The 19,493-nt window shown below is 65.4% G+C and carries 17 protein-coding genes; 10 read left to right on the top strand and 7 right to left on the bottom strand.

The features are described 5' to 3' along the window. Window positions 1–91 precede the first annotated feature (91 nt). The 6 genes from AC1MLZ_RS07395 to AC1MLZ_RS07370 are packed head-to-tail and all read left to right on the top strand — an operon-like array spanning window position 92 to window position 6,293. Complete coding sequence (locus tag AC1MLZ_RS07395; protein WP_480961062.1) at window positions 92–1,261, top strand: isovaleryl-CoA dehydrogenase; 1,170 nt, start codon at window positions 92–94, stop codon at window positions 1,259–1,261. Beyond that, complete coding sequence (locus tag AC1MLZ_RS07390; RefSeq protein WP_480961061.1) at window positions 1,261–2,856, top strand: carboxyl transferase domain-containing protein; 1,596 nt, start codon at window positions 1,261–1,263, stop codon at window positions 2,854–2,856. Before AC1MLZ_RS07395 ends, AC1MLZ_RS07390 begins: the two co-directional genes overlap by 1 nt. A 5-nt stretch (window positions 2,857–2,861) precedes the next feature. Beyond that, complete coding sequence (locus AC1MLZ_RS07385; RefSeq protein ID WP_480961060.1) at window positions 2,862–3,137, top strand: barstar family protein; 276 nt, start codon at window positions 2,862–2,864, stop codon at window positions 3,135–3,137. A gap of 2 nt (window positions 3,138–3,139) precedes the next feature. Further along, complete coding sequence (locus AC1MLZ_RS07380) at window positions 3,140–4,993, top strand: acetyl/propionyl/methylcrotonyl-CoA carboxylase subunit alpha (protein ID WP_480961059.1); 1,854 nt, start codon at window positions 3,140–3,142, stop codon at window positions 4,991–4,993. Next, a complete protein-coding gene (locus AC1MLZ_RS07375) occupies window positions 4,993–5,445 on the top strand; it encodes a MaoC family dehydratase (protein WP_480961490.1) in 453 nt (150 codons plus the stop codon). The genes AC1MLZ_RS07380 and AC1MLZ_RS07375 overlap by 1 nt, the downstream gene beginning before the upstream one ends. Then, complete coding sequence (locus AC1MLZ_RS07370) at window positions 5,442–6,293, top strand: HpcH/HpaI aldolase/citrate lyase family protein (protein WP_480961058.1); 852 nt, start codon at window positions 5,442–5,444, stop codon at window positions 6,291–6,293. The genes AC1MLZ_RS07375 and AC1MLZ_RS07370 overlap by 4 nt, the downstream gene beginning before the upstream one ends. A gap of 164 nt (window positions 6,294–6,457) precedes the next feature. Here AC1MLZ_RS07370 and paoC read toward each other — a convergent pair whose 3' ends face one another. From paoC to AC1MLZ_RS07350, 4 genes are all read right to left on the bottom strand, one after another. After that, entirely contained in the window at window positions 6,458–8,653 is a 2,196-nt protein-coding gene (paoC, locus tag AC1MLZ_RS07365) for an aldehyde oxidoreductase molybdenum-binding subunit PaoC (RefSeq protein WP_480961057.1), read from the bottom strand. Then, a complete protein-coding gene (locus AC1MLZ_RS07360; RefSeq protein ID WP_480961056.1) occupies window positions 8,650–9,597 on the bottom strand; it encodes an FAD binding domain-containing protein in 948 nt (315 codons plus the stop codon). The genes paoC and AC1MLZ_RS07360 overlap by 4 nt, the downstream gene beginning before the upstream one ends. After that, on the bottom strand, window positions 9,594–10,235 hold the full coding sequence (gene paoA / locus AC1MLZ_RS07355) for an aldehyde dehydrogenase iron-sulfur subunit PaoA (RefSeq protein WP_480961055.1): 642 nt from the start codon (window positions 10,233–10,235) through the stop codon (window positions 9,594–9,596). The genes AC1MLZ_RS07360 and paoA overlap by 4 nt, the downstream gene beginning before the upstream one ends. A 279-nt stretch (window positions 10,236–10,514) precedes the next feature. After that, window positions 10,515–11,423, bottom strand: coding sequence for a LysR substrate-binding domain-containing protein (locus AC1MLZ_RS07350; protein WP_480961054.1), 909 nt, complete (start codon window positions 11,421–11,423; stop codon window positions 10,515–10,517). 586 nt (window positions 11,424–12,009) lie between these two features. Here AC1MLZ_RS07350 and AC1MLZ_RS07345 point away from each other — a divergent pair. Next, entirely contained in the window at window positions 12,010–13,026 is a 1,017-nt protein-coding gene (locus AC1MLZ_RS07345) for a polysaccharide pyruvyl transferase family protein (protein WP_480961053.1), read from the top strand. A gap of 163 nt (window positions 13,027–13,189) precedes the next feature. Here the strand turns inward: AC1MLZ_RS07345 and AC1MLZ_RS07340 are convergent, their stop codons facing one another. Together AC1MLZ_RS07340 and AC1MLZ_RS07335 are read right to left on the bottom strand one after the other, a co-directional pair. Further along, window positions 13,190–14,686 carry a lipopolysaccharide biosynthesis protein gene (locus AC1MLZ_RS07340; protein ID WP_480961052.1) on the bottom strand — a complete coding sequence of 499 codons (1,497 nt, stop codon included), beginning with the start codon at window positions 14,684–14,686 and terminating at the stop codon, window positions 13,190–13,192. Then, on the bottom strand, window positions 14,683–15,660 hold the full coding sequence (locus tag AC1MLZ_RS07335) for a glycosyltransferase family 2 protein (protein ID WP_480961051.1): 978 nt from the start codon (window positions 15,658–15,660) through the stop codon (window positions 14,683–14,685). The genes AC1MLZ_RS07340 and AC1MLZ_RS07335 overlap by 4 nt, the downstream gene beginning before the upstream one ends. A 71-nt stretch (window positions 15,661–15,731) precedes the next feature. On the opposite strand from AC1MLZ_RS07335, the gene AC1MLZ_RS07330 reads away from it, so the two are divergent. Continuing rightward, the gene (locus AC1MLZ_RS07330; protein WP_480961050.1) at window positions 15,732–16,685 is read left to right on the top strand and encodes a glycosyltransferase family 2 protein; all 954 of its coding nucleotides are present in this window, start codon (window positions 15,732–15,734) and stop codon (window positions 16,683–16,685) included. A 189-nt stretch (window positions 16,686–16,874) separates the two neighbouring features. Continuing rightward, window positions 16,875–17,066, top strand: a complete 192-nt coding sequence (locus AC1MLZ_RS07325; protein ID WP_480961049.1) for a hypothetical protein — start codon at window positions 16,875–16,877, stop codon at window positions 17,064–17,066. On the opposite strand, the gene AC1MLZ_RS07320 is transcribed toward AC1MLZ_RS07325, so the two are convergent. Further along, on the bottom strand, window positions 17,053–18,363 hold the full coding sequence (locus AC1MLZ_RS07320) for a hypothetical protein (protein ID WP_480961048.1): 1,311 nt from the start codon (window positions 18,361–18,363) through the stop codon (window positions 17,053–17,055). The genes AC1MLZ_RS07325 and AC1MLZ_RS07320 overlap by 14 nt on opposite strands. Window positions 18,364–18,581: 218 nt before the next feature. Between AC1MLZ_RS07320 and AC1MLZ_RS07315 the strand changes: the two genes are divergently transcribed. Continuing rightward, the gene (locus tag AC1MLZ_RS07315; protein WP_480961047.1) at window positions 18,582–19,493 is read left to right on the top strand and encodes a glycoside hydrolase family 26 protein; all 912 of its coding nucleotides are present in this window, start codon (window positions 18,582–18,584) and stop codon (window positions 19,491–19,493) included.

Genomic DNA, 19,493 nt, shown 5'->3' with positions numbered 1-19,493 from the left:
ACGTTATCTATAGCGTTGATCGCGATCTTTCAATTTTCCAGCGATCGCGCGACCTCGTACAATATCGGCAAAAGACCGACAGGAGATGATGATGGCAGACCTGAATTTCGCGCTCGGTGAAATGGCCGACACGATCCGCGATACCACGCGACGGTTCGCGCTCGACCGGATCGAGCCGATCGCCGCCCGCATCGATGCGGAGGACAGTTTCCCGCGCGAGTTGTGGCCGGAGATGGGCGCGCTCGGGCTGCACGGCATCACTGTCGAGGAGGCGGATGGCGGCCTTGGTCTCGGCTATCTCGAGCATCTGATCGCGTGCGAGGAGATCAGCCGCTCGTCCGCGTCGATCGGGCTCAGCTACGGTGCGCATTCGAATCTGTGCGTCAATCAGATTCGCCGCTGGGGGAATGCCGAGCAGAAGGCGAAGTATCTGCCCAAGCTGATCTCGGGCGAGCACGTCGGCAGTCTCGCCATGTCGGAGGCGGGCGCGGGATCGGACGTCGTGTCGATGAAGCTGCGTGCGGACAAGGTCGACGGCGGCTGGCGGCTGAACGGCACCAAGTTTTGGATCACCAACGCGACCCATGCCGATACGCTGGTCGTATACGCCAAGACGATCCCGGATGCCGGATCGAAGGGTATCACCGCGTTCCTCATCGAGAAGGATTTTGCGGGTTTCTCGATCGGGCAGAAGATTGACAAGGTCGGAATGCGCGGGTCGCCGACCGCGGAACTCGTGTTCGACGATTGCTTTGTGGCGGACGACCAGGTGATGGGGCCTCTGAACGGTGGCGTCGGCGTGCTGATGTCGGGGCTGGACTATGAGCGCGTCGTGCTGTCGGGCATCCAGCTCGGGATCATGCAGGCCTGCCTCGACGTCGTGCTGCCCTATGTTCGCGAGCGGAAGCAATTCGGGCGGCCAATCGGCGAGTTCCAGCTGATGCAGGCGAAAATCGCGGACATGTACGTCGCGCTCAATTCGTCGCGCGCGTACGTCTATGCGGTCGCCAAGGCATGCGACGCGGGTCAGACCACGCGGTTCGATGCGGCGGGGTGCATCCTGCTGGCGTCCGAGAACGCGGTGAAGGTTGCGAACGAGGCCATCCAGGCGCTGGGCGGGGCGGGCTATACCAAGGACTGGCCGGTCGAGCGCTACTGGCGCGATGCCAAGCTGCTCGATATCGGCGCGGGGACGAACGAGGTTCGGCGGATGCTGGTCGGGCGCGAGCTGATCGGCCACGACGCGCCGAAAGCGCAGTAATGCCGACGCTCAAGACACAGGTCGATGCGACGTCCGAGGCGTTCCAGGCGAACGCGGCGCATAACCGCGCGCTCGCCGAGACGCTGCGCGCAACCGTCGCGAAGACCGCGCTCGGTGGATCGGAACAGCACCGTGCGCGGCATGTGTCGCGGGGGAAATTGTTGCCGCGCGACCGTGTCGAGCGACTGCTCGATCCGGGGTCGCCGTTCCTGGAGGTCGGTGCGCTGGCCTCGAACGGCATGTACGAAGACGGCGCGCCCGGTGCGGGGATGATCGCCGGGATCGGCCGCGTGTCGGGGCGCGAGTGCATGATCGTCGCAAACGACGCCACCGTGAAGGGGGGCGCCTATTTCCCGATGACCGTGAAGAAGCATCTGCGCGCGCAGGAGATCGCGCGCGAAAACCGACTGCCGTGCATCTATCTGGTCGACAGCGGCGGCGCCAACCTGCCGCATCAGGCGGAGGTGTTTCCCGATCGCGATCATTTCGGCCGCATCTTCTTCAACCAGGCGCAGATGTCGGCGGAGGGCATCGCGCAGATTGCCTGCGTGATGGGAAGCTGCACCGCGGGCGGCGCCTATGTACCGGCGATGTCGGACGAGAGCGTGATCGTCCGAAACCAGGGCACGATCTTCCTCGCCGGGCCACCGCTGGTGAAGGCGGCGACGGGCGAGGTGATCTCTGCCGAGGAACTGGGCGGGGCGGAAACGCATGGCCGCAAGTCGGGCGTGGTCGATCACGTCGCGGAGAATGACGAGCACGCGCTGCTGATCGTCCGCGATATCGTCGCGACCCTGAACCGGCCCAAGGCGGTCGATATCGAGATCGTCGCGCCACGCCCGCCAAAACTCGATCCGGTGGAACTCTACGGCATCGTTCCGCAGGACGTCCGCGCGCCGTATGACGTGCGCGAGGTGATCGCGCGGATCGTCGACGGCTCCGAGTTCCACGAATTCAAGGCGTTGTACGGCACGACATTGGTGTGCGGTTTCGCCAAGATCTGGGGCATGCCGGTCGCGATCCTCGCCAATAACGGCGTGCTGTTTTCAGAATCCGCGCTGAAGGGCGCGCATTTCATCGAACTCGCATGCCAGCGCCGCGTGCCTCTACTGTTCCTGCAGAACATCTCGGGCTTCATGGTCGGCGGCAAATACGAGGCCGAAGGGATCGCCAAGAACGGCGCCAAGCTGGTGACCGCGGTGGCGACCGCGTCGGTGCCGAAGATCACCGTGCTGATCGGCGGCAGCTTCGGTGCGGGCAATTACGGGATGTGCGGCCGTGCTTTTGCCCCGCGCTTTCTGTTCACCTGGCCCAATGCACGGATTTCGGTGATGGGCGGCGAGCAGGCGGCGAGCGTGCTGGCGACCGTCCACCGCGACGCCGAAACCTGGACGCCGGAAGAGACCGAAGCCTTCAAGGCGCCGGTCCGCCAGAAATACGAGGACGAGGGCAATCCCTATTATGCCACTGCGCGGCTGTGGGACGACGGGATCATCGATCCCGCGCAGACCCGCGACGTTCTCGGCCTCGCCTTTTCCGCCACGCTGAACGCGCCGATCCCCGAGCGCGCGCAGTTCGGCCTGTTCCGGATGTGATGGGCATGGACCTGACCATCGACGGCGCGACGGTTCCCGACGAAGCCGCCTTCCATACGTTGATCCGCGAGGCATCGGGGGTCGCGTGGTATGGCGGTAGCCTCGACGCGTTGTTCGATCTGCTCGTCGCGGTCGTTGCGCCGCCGGTCCGCCTGCACATCGTCAATGCCGCGGCCGCGCGCGCGACCATCGGCGCGCGGTTTGATCGTATCGTCACCGTTATCCTGGATGCGGTCGCCGAACGCGGTACCGACGCTATCGCCCTGCGACTGGAGAGCTAAGCATGATCCAGAGTCTTCTCATCGCCAATCGCGGCGAGATTGCCCGCCGCATCATTCGCACGGCGCGGCGGCTCGGCATCCGCACGATCGCGGTCCATTCCGACGTCGATGCCGGCATGCCGTTCGTCCGCGAGGCCGACGAGGCGGTGTGCATCGGCACTGCGCCCGCCGCCGACAGCTATCTGCGGCAGGACCGCCTGCTGGAGGCCGCGCGCACCACGAATGCGGAGGCGATCCATCCCGGTTACGGCTTTCTGTCGGAGAATGCCGAGTTCGCCGAGAGCGTGATCGCCGCGGGCCTCGTCTGGGTCGGTGCGCCGCCCGCCGCGATCCGTGCGATGGGACTGAAGGACGCCGCCAAGGAACGGATGATCGCCGCGGGCGTCCCCGTCACGCCGGGGTATCTGGGCGCGGACCAGTCGCCCGAAAGATTGCAGGCGGAGGCCGACGCGATCGGCTATCCGGTGCTCATCAAGGCGGTGGCGGGCGGTGGTGGCAAGGGCATGCGCAAGGTCGATGCCGCGACCGACTTCACCGAGATGTTGGAGAGTTGCAGGCGCGAGGCCGCGGCGTCGTTCGGCAACACGCAGGTGCTGATCGAGAAGTACATCCTCTCACCGCGCCATATCGAGGTGCAGGTGTTCGGCGACACGCACGGCGGCGCGGTCCATCTGTTCGAGCGCGATTGTTCGCTGCAACGCCGCCACCAGAAGGTGATCGAGGAAGCGCCTGCACCCGGTATGGACGCGGCGACGCGGGCAGCGGTCTGCGAGGCGGCAGTGAAGGCGGCGCGCGCGGTCGACTATGTCGGGGCGGGGACGATCGAGTTCATCGCCGATGGATCGGAAGGCCTGCGCGCCGACCGGATCTGGTTCATGGAGATGAACACCCGGCTTCAGGTCGAGCATCCGGTGACCGAGGCGATCACCGGACAGGATCTCGTCGAGTGGCAGTTGCGCGTCGCGAGCGGAGAGCCTTTGCCGAAGCGTCAGGACGAGCTGTCGATCACCGGCTGGGCGATGGAAGCGCGGCTTTATGCCGAGAACCCGAGCACGGGGTTCCTGCCGTCGACCGGCCCGCTCGACCGGCTGCGCTTTCCGGATGGCGTACGCATCGACAGCGGCGTCGAGGAAGGCGACCAGGTCACGCCCTATTACGACCCGATGATCGCCAAGCTGATCGTCCACGGCGCGACGCGGGGCGAGGCGGCGGGCAAGCTGGCAGCGGCAGCGCGCGGCACTCAGGTCTGGCCGGTCAGGACTAACGCCGCCTTCCTCGCGCGTGCCGCGGCGCATCCCGATTTTGTCGCAGGGCGGGTCGATACCGGGTTCATCGAGCGGCATGCGGATGCCTTGATCCCACCGGCCGAGCCTTCGCCAGCGGTGCTCGCTGCGGCGGCTGCGGCGATCCTGCCTGCTGCGACTGGCGATCCGTGGAGCAGCCTGCGCGGCTTCCGCACCAACGCCGCCGCATCGACGCAGGTCGAGGTTGAGATCGCAGGCAGGCCGTATCTCGTCGCCGACCGCCGATCTTCGGCAGCGGTCGTCGCCGACGGCGTGCTGTTTCTGGATGGCGAGGCATGGCCGTTTGGTCCACGCCGTGCCGATCACATCGCCGGTGCGGGCGAGGGCGATGGCGCGATCCTGGCCCCCATGCCAGGCCGCGTCATCGCGGTGCTGGTCGAGGCCGGGCAGGCGGTGACCAAGGGCCAGCGGATGCTGGTGCTCGAGGCAATGAAGATGGAGCAGGCGTTGCTGGCGCCGTTCGATGGCGTCGTCGCGGAGCTGAAGGTAACCGAAGGCGCGCAGGTGTCCGAGGGAACGATGCTCGCGCTGATCGATAAGGGGAGTGAATGATGGCCGGGCGTTTCTACGACAACTGGACGATCGGCGGCACGATCGTCCACGAGATCCGCCGCACCGTGACCGAGACCGACAATCTGTTGTTCACGGTGATGACGCACAATCCGCAGCCTTTGCACCTCGATGCAGAGGCGGCGCGCGCCAGCGAGTTCGGCCAGATCCTGGTCAACGGCACCTTCACCTTCGCGCTGATGGTCGGACTGTCGGTGGGCGACACCACGCTAGGCACGCTGGTCGCGAACCTCGGCTACGATAAGCTGGTGATGCCGAAGCCGGTGTTCATCGGCGACACGCTGCGTGCCGAGACCGAGGTGCATGCGCTGAAGGAGAGCCGGTCGCGATCCGATGCCGGGATCGTCACCTTCGCGCACCGCCTGCTGAACCAACGTGACGAAATCGTGTGCCAGTGCCTGCGCAGCGCGCTCATCAAGCGGTTGACGGCATGAGGCTGCGATCGTTGCTGTTCGTGCCGGGCGATCGACCCGAACGGTTCGACAAGGCCATCGCCAGCGGTGCGGACGCATTGATCCTCGACCTTGAGGATTCGGTTGCGGCATCGGCCAAGGACGCCGCGCGGGCTGCGGTTGCAGCGCGGTTGCGAGCGGAGCGTGGCGACGTCGCGGTGTTCGTGCGGATCAATCCGCTCGATACCAATTTGAGCCGCGACGACGTTGCGGCGCTGCGCGGCCTGACGCCGGATGCGATCGTGCTGCCCAAGGCGGAAGGGGCCGCCAGTGTTCGCCTGCTCGCCGACCGGCTGGCGGAGGCAGGAATCGACGCACCGATCCTGCCGATCGCGACAGAGACTCCGGCGGCGATCTTCCAGCTCGGCAGCTATGCCGGGTGCGGCGTCGCGCTGGCCGGGCTGACCTGGGGGGCTGAGGACCTGCCCGCCGCGATCGGCGCGGCAACCTCACGCGAGGACGATGGCCGTTATACGCCGCCCTACGAAATGGTGCGGTCGCTTGCGCTGTTCGGCGCGCATGCGGCGGGCGTACCGGCGATCGAGACGGTCTATCCCGCATTTCGCGATATGGAGGGGCTGAAGGCGTATGCGAGGCGCGCGGCGCGCGACGGCTTTACCGGCATGATGGCGATTCACCCGGCGCAGGTGGCAACGATCAACGCCGCGTTCACGCCCGACGCCGCGCAGATCGCGCAGGCACGCGCGATCGTCGCCGCCTTCGCTTCCCAGCCGGACGCAGGCGCGTTGCAGGTCGATGGCCGAATGGTGGACGCGCCACACCTCAAACAGGCCCGCCGGCTACTCGATCGCGCGGACGGGACCTCCTGAACGAACGCGTCTCCCGCAACTGCTGCGTTTGGTCTTCGGGGCGCCAGCGTCGCTCCGCCATCGGCAATCGCAAGTATCATATTCGTTGCAGGCACAGTTGGGCTTGCCGATCACCGATCGTCGAGGCGGTGCCGACAGAACCTGTTTCCGCCGACACCGCCGCATCACGCCACCTGCGGCAGCTTGGCGAGATGCTTTTCGAGCGTGATCGGGTAGTCGCGCACCCGCACGCCGGTGGCGTTGTAGACCGCGTTGGCGATCGCCGCGCCGACACCGCACAGACCCAGCTCGCCGACACCCTTCGCCTTCATCGGCGAGGTGGTAGCATCGGCTTCGTCGAGGAAGATGACGTCCTGGTGCGGGATGTCGGCATGGACCGCGACTTCGTAGCTGGCGAGATCGTGGTTGACGAAGAAGCCGAAGCGCTTGTCGACAGCCAGTTCCTCCATCAACGCGCCGCCGACGCCCATCGTCATTGCGCCGATCACCTGGCTGCGCGCGGTGGTGGGGTTCAGGATGCGGCCGGCCGCGCAGACCGCAAGCATCCGCCGGATGCGGACTTCACCGGTGTAGCGATCGACGCCTGCCTCGACGAAATGCGCGCCGAAAGTCGATTGCTGATACTGTTTGTCGAGATCGCCGAACTCGATCGTGTCCTCGACGACGATCTCGCCACCGGCAGCAGCCTTGGCGATGGGAACGCTGTTGCCGCCCGAGCGGACCTCGCCATCCGAGAACGCGATGTCGGTCGTGTTGAAGCCGAGCTTCTGCGCGACGGCCTCGCGCAACTTGACGCAGGCGGCGTAGACACCCGCGGTCGAGCTGTTTGCGCCCCACTGGCCGCCCGAACCGGACGAACTCGGCATCGCCGAATCGCCCAGCTTGACGACGACCTTGTCCATGTCGACGCCCATCATCTCCGCCGCCGTCTGCGCGATGATCGTGTAGCTGCCGGTGCCGATATCGGTCATGTCGGTCTCGACCGTGACGATACCCTTGCCGTCGAGGCGGACGCGCGCGCCGGACTTCATGTTCATGTTGTTGCGGAAGGCGGAAGCGACACCCATGCCGACCAGCCAGCGGCCGTCCTGCACCTGTGCCGGCTTCGGATTGCGGCGCGACCAGCCGAACTGATCGGCACCGGTGCGCAAGCACTTCACCAACTGGCGTTGCGAAAAGCGACGGCCGGGCTTTTCCGGATCGGTCTGCGTGTCGTTCATCGCGCGGAAGTCGATCGGATCGATCCCAAGCTTTTCCGCCATCTCGTCCATCGCGATTTCGAGCACCATCAGGCCAGGGGCCTCGCCGGGCGCACGCATCGCGTTGCCCTCAGGAAGATCGAGCACCGCGAGGCGCATTGCCGTCAGGCGGTTGGCCCCCGCATACAGCAATCGCGTCTGGAGCACGGCGGCTTCGGGGCCACCGTCGGGAAGATCGCCCGACCAGCTTTCGTGCCCGATCGCGAGGATCTTGCCGGCCTTGTCGGTACCGATCCGGACGCGCTGGATCGTTGCAGGGCGGTGCGTCGCGTTGTTGGTCATCATCGGCCGGGTGAGGGCGATCTTGACCGGACGCTTGGCGGCACGCGCGCCGAGCGCAGCCATGACGGCGTCCGCGCGAAGGAACAGCTTACCGCCGAAGCCGCCGCCGACATAGGGCGAGATCAGGCGGACATTCTCAGGCGGCAGGCCGAGCGTGGTGGCGAGATCGGCCTTGCTGGGCGTGATCCACTGGTTCGAGGTCCACACCGTAACCTTGTCGCCGTCCCACGACGCGATCGACGCGTGCGGCTCCATCATCGCGTGGCTCTGATCGGGCGTGGTGTAGGTCTGGTCGAGCTTGACCGGCGCACTCGCGAAGGCACCCGCGAAATCGCCGACCGCGCTGTCGGCATTTTCACCCGTCAGCTTGGCTGCACCCAGCTTGGCGGCCTCGAGATCGAAGCGGCCTTTGGCACGTGCATAGTCGACGCGGACCAGCGCGGCAGCAGCGCGCGCCTGCTCGAAGGTTTCCGCGACGACGACGGCGATCGCCTGATGATAATGATCGATCTCAGGGCCGCCGAGCAGTTTGGCGGTGTTCATCTTGCCCTTGCCGAGCTTGCCCGCATCGGCAGCGGTGACGATGGCGAGGACGCCCGGCGCGGCCTTGGCATCGGCTAGGTCCATCGAGGCGATGCGCCCCTTGGCGATGCCCGCACCGACGATGTAGCCATAGGCCGGGTTCGCGACTTCATGATGCTCATAGGCGTAGGGCGCGCCGCCGGTGGTCTTCAGCGGACCATCGATACGGACGTGCGGCTTGCCGATGACCTTCATCTGGTCGATCGGATTAGTGCCCGCAGGCGTGGTGAACTTCATGCGCGTGCCTCCGCGATCGCCGATGCCAGTGCGCGTTCGGTCAAGGATACCTTGAACGCGTTCTCCGAGGTTGGTTTCGCGCCAGCGAGAAGCCGCGTGGTGACCGCCTTTGCGCCCTGCGGCATGGCAGCCTCCGCCGCCTCGACCCGCCACGGCCGCGGCGCGATGCCGCCGACGGCGACGCGACCGGTGCCGTCCTTCTGGACGACGACCGCGACGGAGACGAGCGCGAACGCATAGGACGCGCGGTCACGTACCTTGCGATAGATGTGCGTGCCACCGATCGGCTTGGGCAATGTCACCGCGGTGATGAGTTCGCCTGGCGCCAGCGCGGTCTCGATATGCGGCGTCGCACCGGGGAGGCGGTGGAAGTCCGCGACCGGAATCGAGCGTGCGGTCCCTTGCGCGTTGACCGTCTCCACCGTCGCGTCGAGCACACGCATCGCCACCGCCATGTCGCCGGGATAGGTCGCGATGCACGCGTCGCTGGTCCCGATTACGCCGAGCTGGCGGCTGAAGCCACCGATCGCCGCGCAGCCCGAGCCCGGCTTGCGCTTGTTGCACGCCTGGTTGGTGTCGTAGAAATACGGGCAACGGGTGCGCTGAAGCAGGTTGCCCGCGGTGGTCGCCTTGTTGCGCAACTGGCCCGACGCGCCTGCGACGATCGCGCGCGTTAGCACCCCGTAATCGCGGCGTACGCGCGTGTCGGCGGCGAGATCGCTGTTGGTCACGAGCGCACCGATCCGGAGGCCACCCTGCGACGTGCGCTCGATCTTGTCGAAACCAAGGCCGTTGACGTCGACGAGATGCTGCGGTGCCTCGATCTGCAGCTTCATCAGGTCGAGCAGGTTGGTGCCGCCCGCGATGAACTTGGTGCCGGGACGGAGCGCGGCATTGGCGGCGTCGGCCGCGGTCTTGGCGCGCTCATACGTAAAGGGCTTCATGCGTCGACTCCGGCGACTTCGGTCATCGCTTCGAGAATGTTGGAATAGGCGCCGCAGCGACAGATGTTGCCGCTCATCCGTTCGCGCATTTCGGCGTTGGACGCGGTCGGCTTGGCGGTGAGATCGCCGGTGACGTGGCTGGGGATGCCTGCCTTGATCTCGCCGAGCACGGCGATCGCCGAACAGATCTGGCCGGGCGTGCAATAGCCGCACTGATAGCCGTCATGCTTGACGAACGCGGCCTGCATCGGGTGCAAATCCTTGACGGTGCCGAGGCCTTCGATAGTCGTGATCTTGTCACCCTCGTGCATCACCGCGAGGCTGAGGCAGGAGTTGATCCGCTTGCCGTCGACGATGACCGTGCACGCGCCGCACTGGCCGTGGTCGCAGCCCTTCTTGGTGCCGGTCAGCTTCATGTTCTCGCGCAGCGCATCGAGCAGCGTGGTGCGCGTATCGACCTGCAGCGTCCGGCGCTTGCCGTTCACCTCGAACGATACCGGCATCATGCTCGGTTGTGGCTGCGGCTGTGCGACGGCCGCCTCCGCGCCGCTGGTCGGAACCGCAACCATCGCCGCAGACGCGGCACCCCCAATAAGAATTCCACGACGTGACACGTCGATTTCCCCTGATCCGTTCATCGTCATCGTCCTCTGTGCATGCCGTTGCGTCCGTCCGGAAGGATTGGATGGCAAATGAACGGCTACCCGCGCGCTAACCCCGCAACCAATCGGCTATAACTCATTGTAACCTGAGAGTTTGCTTATTTTGTGATGTGCGTTGATTGATGCACCGATGAGTTTTGCTCATGGAACGTGGCCGGTCAGAGACCCGAACTGCGCCATGCGAGCATCGGTCGAGCCAGACCGTACAAGCGACTGGAAACCTGCGTCGCTTCTCGCAGATATTCCAGAACGCTGTCAAAGCCCCAGTGGAGCAATCTTCCGGATCATGTCCACCAGCAGGCGCAGACCTACGGGCACCTGCCGGCGGCTCGAGTAATAGATATGATATGCCGGGCCCATCGGCGCCCAGTCGTCGAGCGCAATCCGCAAAAGTCCGGCTTTGATTGATGCCGCTACGGACGGTTCGGACGCATACATCAGCCCGGCACCGCGTTCGGCGAGCGTCTGAGCAAACCCGGTCGCATCCATCATTATCGATCCCGGTGCGGTGATCGCGATCTCCTCTCCGCCGCGTTCGAACTCCCACCGATAGATCCGCTCGTTACCCAGGCGGAACCGGATGCAGCGATGTTGCAACAGGTCGTTCGGGTGGATTGGCGTACTATGCCGTTCAAAATAGCCCGGTGACCCGACGATGACCCATCGGATGTCGGCGGACAGGCGCTGCGTGATCATGTCCTCTGGGACTGTGCCGCCAAAGCGAATGCCGGCGTCAAAGCCACCGTCGGTCATGTCGATCAACCGGTTGTTCACCGAAATGTCGACTTCGATATCCGGATAGGCGGCGACGAACGCGGGTAGCACCGGCGCGAGCAGGTGGATCGCGGCGTCTTCGGAAACGCTGAGTCGAAACCGGCCGGCCGGGGCATCGCGAAAGCGGTTCAGCACCTCGACCGCTTCGCCAATTTGGTCGAACGGGGTGGCGATCACGTTGCGCAAGGCCTCGCCGGCGGCGGTCAGCGTCACGCTGCGGTTGGTACGGTTGAGCAGCCGCACGCCGATCCGCGCCTCCAGTCCTTTCAGGGCATGGCTGAGGGCGGAGGCACTCACCCCCAGTTCCAGGCCGGCAAGGCGAAAGCTGCGGTGACGGGCGATCGCGAGAAAATAGGTGAAATCGGCCAGATCGGATCGACTGAGCTTCATTCCGATATCCTGTTTCCCACGCGGACCTGGTGAACCGGCCGGTGGTCGACCGATCCGGCGACGTCCTGCACCGACGATCCGGCCTCGCACAAGCGTCAAGATGGTCCGGGCTTCGTGGCGGCCGCGATGTGGTGATCGTGCGCCGCACGGCCGGGCACGGCGCTGTACGTAGCGAGGGTCTGCAAATACTGGGCATCGAACAAGCACTCCGTTGCGTCGCAGCAAAGTGAGCATGCGCGCCGTGCCAGCCCTCGGGTCAAAGGTCCGTCGCTTCGCCTTGCTCCGGTGCGTGTATTAAGCATTCAAGCCTGGAATAACCGCGAAAGCGGCACGGTGCGTCCCGATCCACGGGTCTGCCCGCTTGCATGGACGATCGTGTTGCGGTGCAATACAATCGTGATCGATGCCACCGCCCTTGCTGCGACATGCCTGCCTACGCAGCGCTCACGTGCGCGCGTTGCGACGGCGGACTGTCACATAGCGTCTATCTCCCGCTCCGCACGGTTCGACGATCGGCAGATCGGGTTCAAACGCCCGTTCCGCTCTATCGCGGTCGCGCTGGCCAACGACTGAGACAGGAACACAGATGCAGATCGTCTACTACAAGGATGCCGTCGGCAATTTCGGCGATGACCTGAACGAACTGATCTGGCCCAGGGTCTTGCCCGACGACGTGCGGGCGGCGCCTGATACCGTGCTGGTAGGCATTGGCAGCCTGCTCGACGAGGCGCGGTTTCGCGATGTCGTGACGGTCGACAAGCGCGTGTTCGTGCTCGGATCGGGGGCGGCGTATGGCCGCTTGCCCGACGATTACGCGCGCTGGACCTATTGCGCCGTACGCGGGCCGTTGACTGCCACGGTGATCGGCCGCCCCGAAGCCGCGGTGACGGACAGTGCCGCGTTGCTCGCCAAGCTTCCCGATCTGGTGCCGCGGTCTGCAAACCCCGACGAGATCCTGTTCATGCCGCATCACCGGACGCTGGTGAACAGTCGCTGGCAGGCGGCGGCCGAGCAGGCGGGGATGACCTTCGTCGACCCGCAATGGACGCCCGATCGCATCCTTGCCTGCTATGGCCGCGCCAAGCTGGTCGTGACCGAGGCGATGCACGGTGCGATCGTCGCGGATACGCTGCGTATCCCGTGGATCCCGGTGATGATCTCGCCCGAGGTCAGCATCTTCAAATGGCGCGATTGGGCAGGGTCGCTCGATCTTGCCTACCGGCCGGTCGCGCTGCCGCCGACCGCGCGACTGGAGGCGTTTCGCTACGATCGCATCAGCCGCCTGACGCAGGCGGGTGGGCGCAGCGTCGCGCATACCGATTCAGCCAGCGTGGACGACGCGGTGCTGATCGCCGATTTCCAGGACCGATTCCGCGAGGAGCCCGCAGTGATCGGCGCCGTTGCGGCACCGGGAGCAATCAAGGCCTTGCTGAAGACGGCAGCGACGCGGTTCGACGGTCGTCGGCTGGCAAACGCGAGCCGTGCCCTGAAGGCGGCGGCGGCGGGGCAGAGCTATCTCAGCAAGGACGCGATCTTCGCCGATCGTCTCGGCCAGCTCGAACAGGCCGTTGAGGGTCTGATCGCAGAGGTCCGCGCAGCTTAGCGCGCGTCGCCGTTCTGTATTCAGGCGTCGTAGCCCAAATCGCTCCGTCACCCCGGACTGGTTCCGGGGTCCACCGTTCCGCAAATCAATCCTATCGATTTTGCGGAACCGTGGATGCCGGAACGGGCCCGGCATGACGGATACGGAGGCTTGTCGCGCCGGACTAGCGCTTCGCCAACCTCCGGACGATCCCGCCGGCCTTCGATAACTGGGCCCGACCGTTCGGGAACAGCGCCAGCGAACCGATGAACAGCGCATAGGCAAGCATCCCGGCAACCGCGAGCATCGGCAGGCTGCCCCAAATGGGTTCGCGTGCCGCCAGCGCAAGCAACCCGCCGCTGATCGCCGTCGCAAACGCGATCGGGATCGCCAGCTGGATCGCATCGGCACGCGTCACCGGACCGCTACGCGTGACCGCCCACCACATCATCGGGATCTGCACCAGCGCGCTGGAGATCGCGGCGGACATGGCAATGCCCTTCGGTCCCCAGAAGATGCCGATCAGATAGCCGACGATGATCGCCGCCGATCCCAGCCCGCCCCATTTGAGCTGTTCCTTCGCGCGACCCTGACTGACGAACAGCCAGGATGCGGCTTGGCGCAACTGGAGCGTCAGCGCGGCGCCGCCGAGCCACGCGAACGTCGGCACGACGTCCAGCCAACGCTCGCCGAGCAGGACGAGGATGACGGGTTTCGCAAAGACGATCGCGCAGAGGATCCCGGGTGTCGTGAGCGTCAATACGCCGCCGAGCATCGCGAGGTACGCGCTACGATAGCCGGCGTCGTCACCCGCAAGCCGCGACAGCAAGGGGACAGCCACGCGCGCGGCAGGCGCGGTCATCTGCCACAGTGGCTGGAACATCAGCTTGTACGCACGATCGTAGATCCCGAGCGGCCCCGCGCCGAAACGCGCGCCGATCAGGATATTGCCGAGGTTGGTGATCAGATAGCCAAGCAGATTATAGCCGGTCACGGTGCCGCCGAAGCGGAGCAAATGGAGCGCATCGCGCGAGATCCCCGGCCGCGAGGGTCGCCACCGCGAGAATACGCAGGCGAGGATCAGTGTGGCGAGGCCGTTGGTGATCTGCATCGCGACCAGCGACCAATAGCCGAAGCCGGCAAGCGCGCCGCCGACGCCGACGATGACGCCCGCAACCAGCGCACCGACCTCGATCATGGCGATCGCGCCGAACTGCATCCGCCGGTTGAGCAGCGCGAGATGCTGCGCGGCGAGGCTGGACAACAGCAGCGCCGCCGACATCGCCATCATCACCGGCGTCACTGCGGGGGTGGCATAGAATGTCGCGGCAAGGGGCGCAGCCGCAACTGCGAGGCCGGCGAGGCAAACGCCGATCAGGACGTTGAGCCAGAACAGGCTCGACAATTCGGTCTGGCTGATCGTCGGTCGCTGGATGGTGGCGGCGGAGAGACCGAGGTCGGTCATCAGCAAGGCCGCCGTGACTAGCGGGCCGACCATCGCCAGCAATCCGAAGTCGGTCGGCAACAGCAGGCGGGCGAGCGCGACCTGGCTGCCGAACTGCAGCACGAACTTGCTGCCCTGGCCCCCCATGGTGATGACCGCGCCCATCGCTGACCGGCGCTTCAACGCGGAGGAATCGCCTTCGGGAGAGAATTCCGGCGGCATTGCGATATCGCTCATCGAGCCGCCTTCTTGTAGCCACCCTGCAACGCCTTGCGCAGGATCAGCGGCAGTTGGCGCGCTCCCTCCTGCGCGACGAGCAACGTGCTGTCGGTGCTGGCGAACAGATAGCCGAGCGCGGCGCGCGGGTTGCGTGCCTTCAGTTCGTCGGTGAAGCCGCGATAATAATAGCAGCGGTCGACGGTACGAAGATGCTGGCGGACAAGAGCTGCCAACGGACCGTCTCCCGTCGCCTGCGCCTCGGCGAGCAGCGCGCGCTGGCGGCGCCGCAATGCGTCGAGATCGCCGGTCGTCTGGATCTGCGTCAGCGAATCCGGGCGGACTAGATACCGATAGAAGGGTTCGGGATGCAGCCACCACCGGGCACCGGCCCGCAGACACGCGACATACAGCGCGAAATCTTCCGCGAATCGGACATTCTCGTCATAGCGCAGGCCGTGTCGCGTCAGGAAATCACGCCGCATCAGCGGTTTGAGAAAACCGTAATTGGTGCGCGGTGCTTCCGGCGCGGAGATGTTGCGTGCGATGAATTCGCGCAGATCGATCTGACAGGGCGCGGTCATCGCACCGGGCGCAAGCATGGGCAGTTCGGACCCATCCGCCTGATCAACGAGCAGCAGATTGTCCGCGACCATGTCGGCGTTCTTCTGTTCGCCGAGCGCGATCAACGCTGCGAGCCTGCCCGGCATGAACGCGTCGTCCGCGTCGAGCAGCGCGATCCACGTCCCGCGCGCCGCGCTGATCCCGGCATTGCGCGCGACCGATGGCCCGCCGTTGTGCGGCAGCGCGAGCAGCGACACGCGGGCGTCGCCGCGGGCGATCTCGGCGACGATCGCAGCGGTGTTATCGGTCGACCGGTCATCGACCACGATGATCTCCAGATCGCACCCCTTTTGCTGCATTGCAGAAGCGATCGTCGCCTGGATATACTGCCCGGCATTATAGGCCGGAATAATGACGCTGGCCTGGATCATACGGGTTCCCTCAAGGCGGGTTTCCGGGATCGCTGCTCGAAAGGAGCATGATGTCGGACCCCCAGATTACGGTGATCGTACCAGCATACAACGTGGCGGGACTCATCCTGCCCTGTCTGGCATCCATCATGGCCCAATCGCGCGACGACTGGCAGGCGATCGTCGTCGACGACGGCTCGACGGACGCCACCGCGGACGAGATACGCACGCTCGACGACCCTCGCATTTCGCTGGTGCAGCAAAAAAACGCCGGCGTCTCCGCCGCGCGAAATCACGGCCTTGCGCTCGCTCGCGGTAAGTTCGTGATGTTCCTCGACGGCGACGACGTTCTCAACCCGACCGCGTTCGCGCGCCTCGCCGCTGCCCTCGATACTCGGCAGCAAGCGGTGGCGGCGTTCGGCACGTTTCTCAAGATCCTGCCGAGCGGCGCGCCCTATCCGGGACAGAAGCCGCTCGCGCTGCACCGCTATCCCGACGGCGACGTGCTGGAGACGATGCTGCGCGGCAATTTCCTTGCCAATGGCGGCCATGTCCTGATCCGGACCGACGTGGCGCGCCAGCTCGGCGGCTTCGATACGCGGCTGCGGTTGAGCGAGGATTGGGAGTTCTGGTGCCGGCTCGCCGCCGAGGGCCAGTTCGCGTTTATCGGGACCGAGCCCGAGGTGTTTTCGCTGCGGGTCCGGCCGGGCAGTTCGTCGGGTGGCCTTTCGGTCGACTGGACCAATCATCAGCCCTGTCTCGACACGATCGGCGGCAACGCGGGGATCCGCGCGCGGTTTTCCGCCGCGACATGGCGCAAGCTGGAACGGGCGATGCGCGCCAGCCAGATGTGGGAATGCGGCCGGGTGAACTTCACCATGCGTCGCTTCCGCGATGCGCGGCGGCTGATGCTCGGCGCGCTGCGTCTCGAACCCTCGCCGAAGCGCGTCGCGATGATCGTCGCAGCCGAGGTGCAGCGACGTACCAACCGCACCTTCGTATCCCGCCTGCGCTTTCGTGATCAGGACGTCGCCGCCGACACATGATGTCGGCGGATTCCGCAAGCTAATATTTAGAGATTGTCCTATATCGGGGCGATAAGAGCAGTAAGTCCGGTCGGAACGGGGCAGCATTCGCGTGTGCTGTGTCATATGCCAGCTGGGCACTGCAGAACATTAGCGGCCGGAGAGGCAGGAATGATTGGCAACGATCCTACGGGAAAAGAGAGCGAGTCGATGACTCGTGCGCCGATCGCGCCCGAACCGCTGAACCGAAGTGCGGCATCCTTCTCCGATACTGATGCCCATCGCCCGACGGACATGCCGTGGCAGCAGGCGCCCGAGAGCCGTCGAATCTCGCTTACCGCCTGGGGTGTCGCGGCCGTCATCGGGATCATGCTGTGGATGGTGATCATCACGCTGATCTGAAGTCGCGGTCTGTTGCATAACGAGCATCCGCCGCATCCGCCGCATCCGATGGCACGCCGCCCCAGATGCAGAGCAGGAACAGCAGCACCAGCATCGGCGTGAACAGCAGATAGCCGCCGCCGATCAGGAAGGTGGTCAGCGCCAGTATCGTCAGGATCGCGATCTCACGCCGCCACAGCGTGCCGACGAACATCGCCATGAACGCGGTGATCCCGATCGCACCGTAATCGGTGATCAGCTTGGCAATCGAATTGCCCGTGCCCTCCTTGTAATAGAGATAGCGTTCGGTCGCGCCCGGCCCCCAACCGACCAGGATACGCGCTTCGTGGCTGAGCTCCGCGATCGGCAGGAACGGGCCGATGAAGCGCGCATAGCCGCTCGATCCCGAATAGCTGAGCTCGTTGGTGCGGCCGAGGATCGATCCGATCTGTTCGGGAAAGATAAAAGACCCGAGCGTCAGCGCGACCACGCCGGCGATCACGAACCCGGCAACACGCCCGAAATTCTTTGCCGACAGACACGCATAGAACGGCACCGTGAGCGCGAGCGACAAGGCGCCGGTGCCCGAGAAGGACAGGATGTAGGAGACCAGGTACAGCGGCAGATACTTGATGCGGCCGAGAATGAAATATTCGATCACGACTGCGATCACGAGCGTCTGCGACAACATGCTCGGCTCGAGCAGGAAGAAGCCGTTGGAGCGCATGACGGTCGACCCGTAATGCATGATCGGATTGAAGTTATACAGCTGCTCGACCAGCACCGGTTTGAGCGCGGGCACCGTCACCATGAACGAGAAGATGCGGATGCCGGCGAACTGCACCAGCCACTGGACGATGCCCGCCGCCGCGATGACGCGCGTATAGGTGAGGAACAGGCGGAACACGGTCGTCCGGTCGAACCGTGCGCTGGGGCCGACCATGGTGAAGCCGTACGTCACCAGGATCGCGACCACCGAACTGACGCTGGTGCCGAAACGGCCATCGGGCGTGGTCAGCGCGATCAGCGTCGAGATCAGCGTGCACGCGGCAAAGGCGAGATACAGCGCCACACCGCGCGGGCGCAGCGTCGCGATGCCGCTGGAGAGCCCCCATCCGAGCAGCAGTCCAAACGCCGGCAGGCTGATGAACACCGCGCTCCCACCCGGCATCGCGCCGAAGCGTTGCAGGATCAGGCAGGCGATCAACGTGCCATGGACGAAGATCCGGCTGTTGCGTTCCGACTGGTCCTGCTCGTCCGCCGCAATGCCATCTCGCAAAGCGTCGTATCGGAGAGCATAATCTCGGGAGACGGACATGGTACTCATGGCGTTAACCAACTCGCCTCGTCTCGCGCGCGGGGCGTCGCGTGGCGCGGTGCTTTTACGCGGGTTCCAGAGCGGGTATCGCTTGGCGAGCGCTGCCATAGAGCAGACCGGTAGAGGATCGATCGCCACCGCCGTCGCCCGGCCGGCCGGTGCGGTGCTATCCCATTCCGGCCGGGCTGGAGTGCCGCCTCATGGTCCGGACTGCCGTTATGATCGCACTTGCTGCCACCGCGTTGGCAGCAACCCCCGCGCAAGCCAACCCGCTGATGTACGTCTACAAGGGCGCCGGCTGCGACGGCAAGGATCGGCTGCCACGCTATCAGGGCGTGATGGGCCGCAAGCTCGACGGCGTGTCCGACTTCCTGTCGGCCGAAAGCTGGGCACAGCTGCAGAGCGGCGCGCAATGGGCGCTGACCTGCTGGCAGAACCAGCCCGTCCGCCTCGCCCTCGGCGTTCCGCTTGTCGTCAAGGGTGGTACGCTGAGTTCGGCGGCTGCTGGTGAATATGATGGTGAGTTCCGCAAGATCGGCGAACTGCTCGTCGCCAAGGGGCGCGCGGATACGGTGATCCGGCTCGGCTGGGAGTTCAATGGCAACTGGTATGCATGGGCCGCTGAAAAGGACCCGGTATCGTTCGTCGGCGCGTTCCGTCACGTCGTCCAGGTTCTGCGCGCCGTGCCCGGCCAGCATTTCCGGATCGTGTGGAACCCTTCGCTCGCCACTGGCGTGAACACCCCCGATTCGCTGTGGCCCGGCGACGATGCCGTCGACCTGATCGGTATCGATATCTACAACCAGAGCTGGCGCCCGCAGGATACCGACCCCGCCACGCGTTGGCAGGGTTACCTCACGGCAAATTACGGCCTGAACTGGGTGGCGAAGTTCGCGGCCGCGCACCGCAAGCCGATCGTCGTTCCCGAATGGGGCACCGGCACGCGGCCCGACGGGCATGGATACGGCGACGACCCGACGTTCATCCACAACATGGCCGCCTGGATGCGCGCGCACCGGGTCGCCTATGAGAGCTATTGGGATTTCACCGCGTCCGATTACGATGCGACGATGTCGGCCGGTAAATTCCCGCGGGCCCTTGCAGCCTACAAGGAGGAGTTCGCGAAGTGA

The sequence above is a fragment of the Sphingomonas sp. PEI4 genome (assembly GCF_056679955.1).
Note: the sequence above shows the minus strand (reverse complement) of the source record. Positions and strands in the feature narration are given on the sequence as shown.

Excerpts from the sequence above, each read along its gene's own strand:
- AC1MLZ_RS07380 (WP_480961059.1), top strand. The coding sequence starts at position 3,140 with ATGATCCAGAGTCTTCTCATCGCCAATCGCGGCGAGATTGCCCGCCGC.
- AC1MLZ_RS07315 (WP_480961047.1), top strand. The coding sequence starts at position 18,582 with ATGATCGCACTTGCTGCCACCGCGTTGGCAGCAACCCCCGCGCAAGCC.
- AC1MLZ_RS07375 (WP_480961490.1), top strand. The coding sequence starts at position 4,993 with ATGGCCGGGCGTTTCTACGACAACTGGACGATCGGCGGCACGATCGTC.
- AC1MLZ_RS07345 (WP_480961053.1), top strand. The coding sequence starts at position 12,010 with ATGCAGATCGTCTACTACAAGGATGCCGTCGGCAATTTCGGCGATGAC.
- AC1MLZ_RS07385 (WP_480961060.1), top strand. The coding sequence starts at position 2,862 with ATGGACCTGACCATCGACGGCGCGACGGTTCCCGACGAAGCCGCCTTC.
- AC1MLZ_RS07395 (WP_480961062.1), top strand. The coding sequence starts at position 92 with ATGGCAGACCTGAATTTCGCGCTCGGTGAAATGGCCGACACGATCCGC.
- AC1MLZ_RS07350 (WP_480961054.1), bottom strand. The coding sequence starts at position 11,423 with ATGAAGCTCAGTCGATCCGATCTGGCCGATTTCACCTATTTTCTCGCG.
- AC1MLZ_RS07360 (WP_480961056.1), bottom strand. The coding sequence starts at position 9,597 with ATGAAGCCCTTTACGTATGAGCGCGCCAAGACCGCGGCCGACGCCGCC.
- AC1MLZ_RS07370 (WP_480961058.1), top strand. The coding sequence starts at position 5,442 with ATGAGGCTGCGATCGTTGCTGTTCGTGCCGGGCGATCGACCCGAACGG.
- AC1MLZ_RS07340 (WP_480961052.1), bottom strand. The coding sequence starts at position 14,686 with ATGAGCGATATCGCAATGCCGCCGGAATTCTCTCCCGAAGGCGATTCC.
- AC1MLZ_RS07335 (WP_480961051.1), bottom strand. The coding sequence starts at position 15,660 with ATGATCCAGGCCAGCGTCATTATTCCGGCCTATAATGCCGGGCAGTAT.
- AC1MLZ_RS07325 (WP_480961049.1), top strand. The coding sequence starts at position 16,875 with ATGACTCGTGCGCCGATCGCGCCCGAACCGCTGAACCGAAGTGCGGCA.
- paoC (WP_480961057.1), bottom strand. The coding sequence starts at position 8,653 with ATGAAGTTCACCACGCCTGCGGGCACTAATCCGATCGACCAGATGAAG.
- AC1MLZ_RS07390 (WP_480961061.1), top strand. The coding sequence starts at position 1,261 with ATGCCGACGCTCAAGACACAGGTCGATGCGACGTCCGAGGCGTTCCAG.
- AC1MLZ_RS07320 (WP_480961048.1), bottom strand. The coding sequence starts at position 18,363 with ATGTCCGTCTCCCGAGATTATGCTCTCCGATACGACGCTTTGCGAGAT.
- paoA (WP_480961055.1), bottom strand. The coding sequence starts at position 10,235 with ATGAACGGATCAGGGGAAATCGACGTGTCACGTCGTGGAATTCTTATT.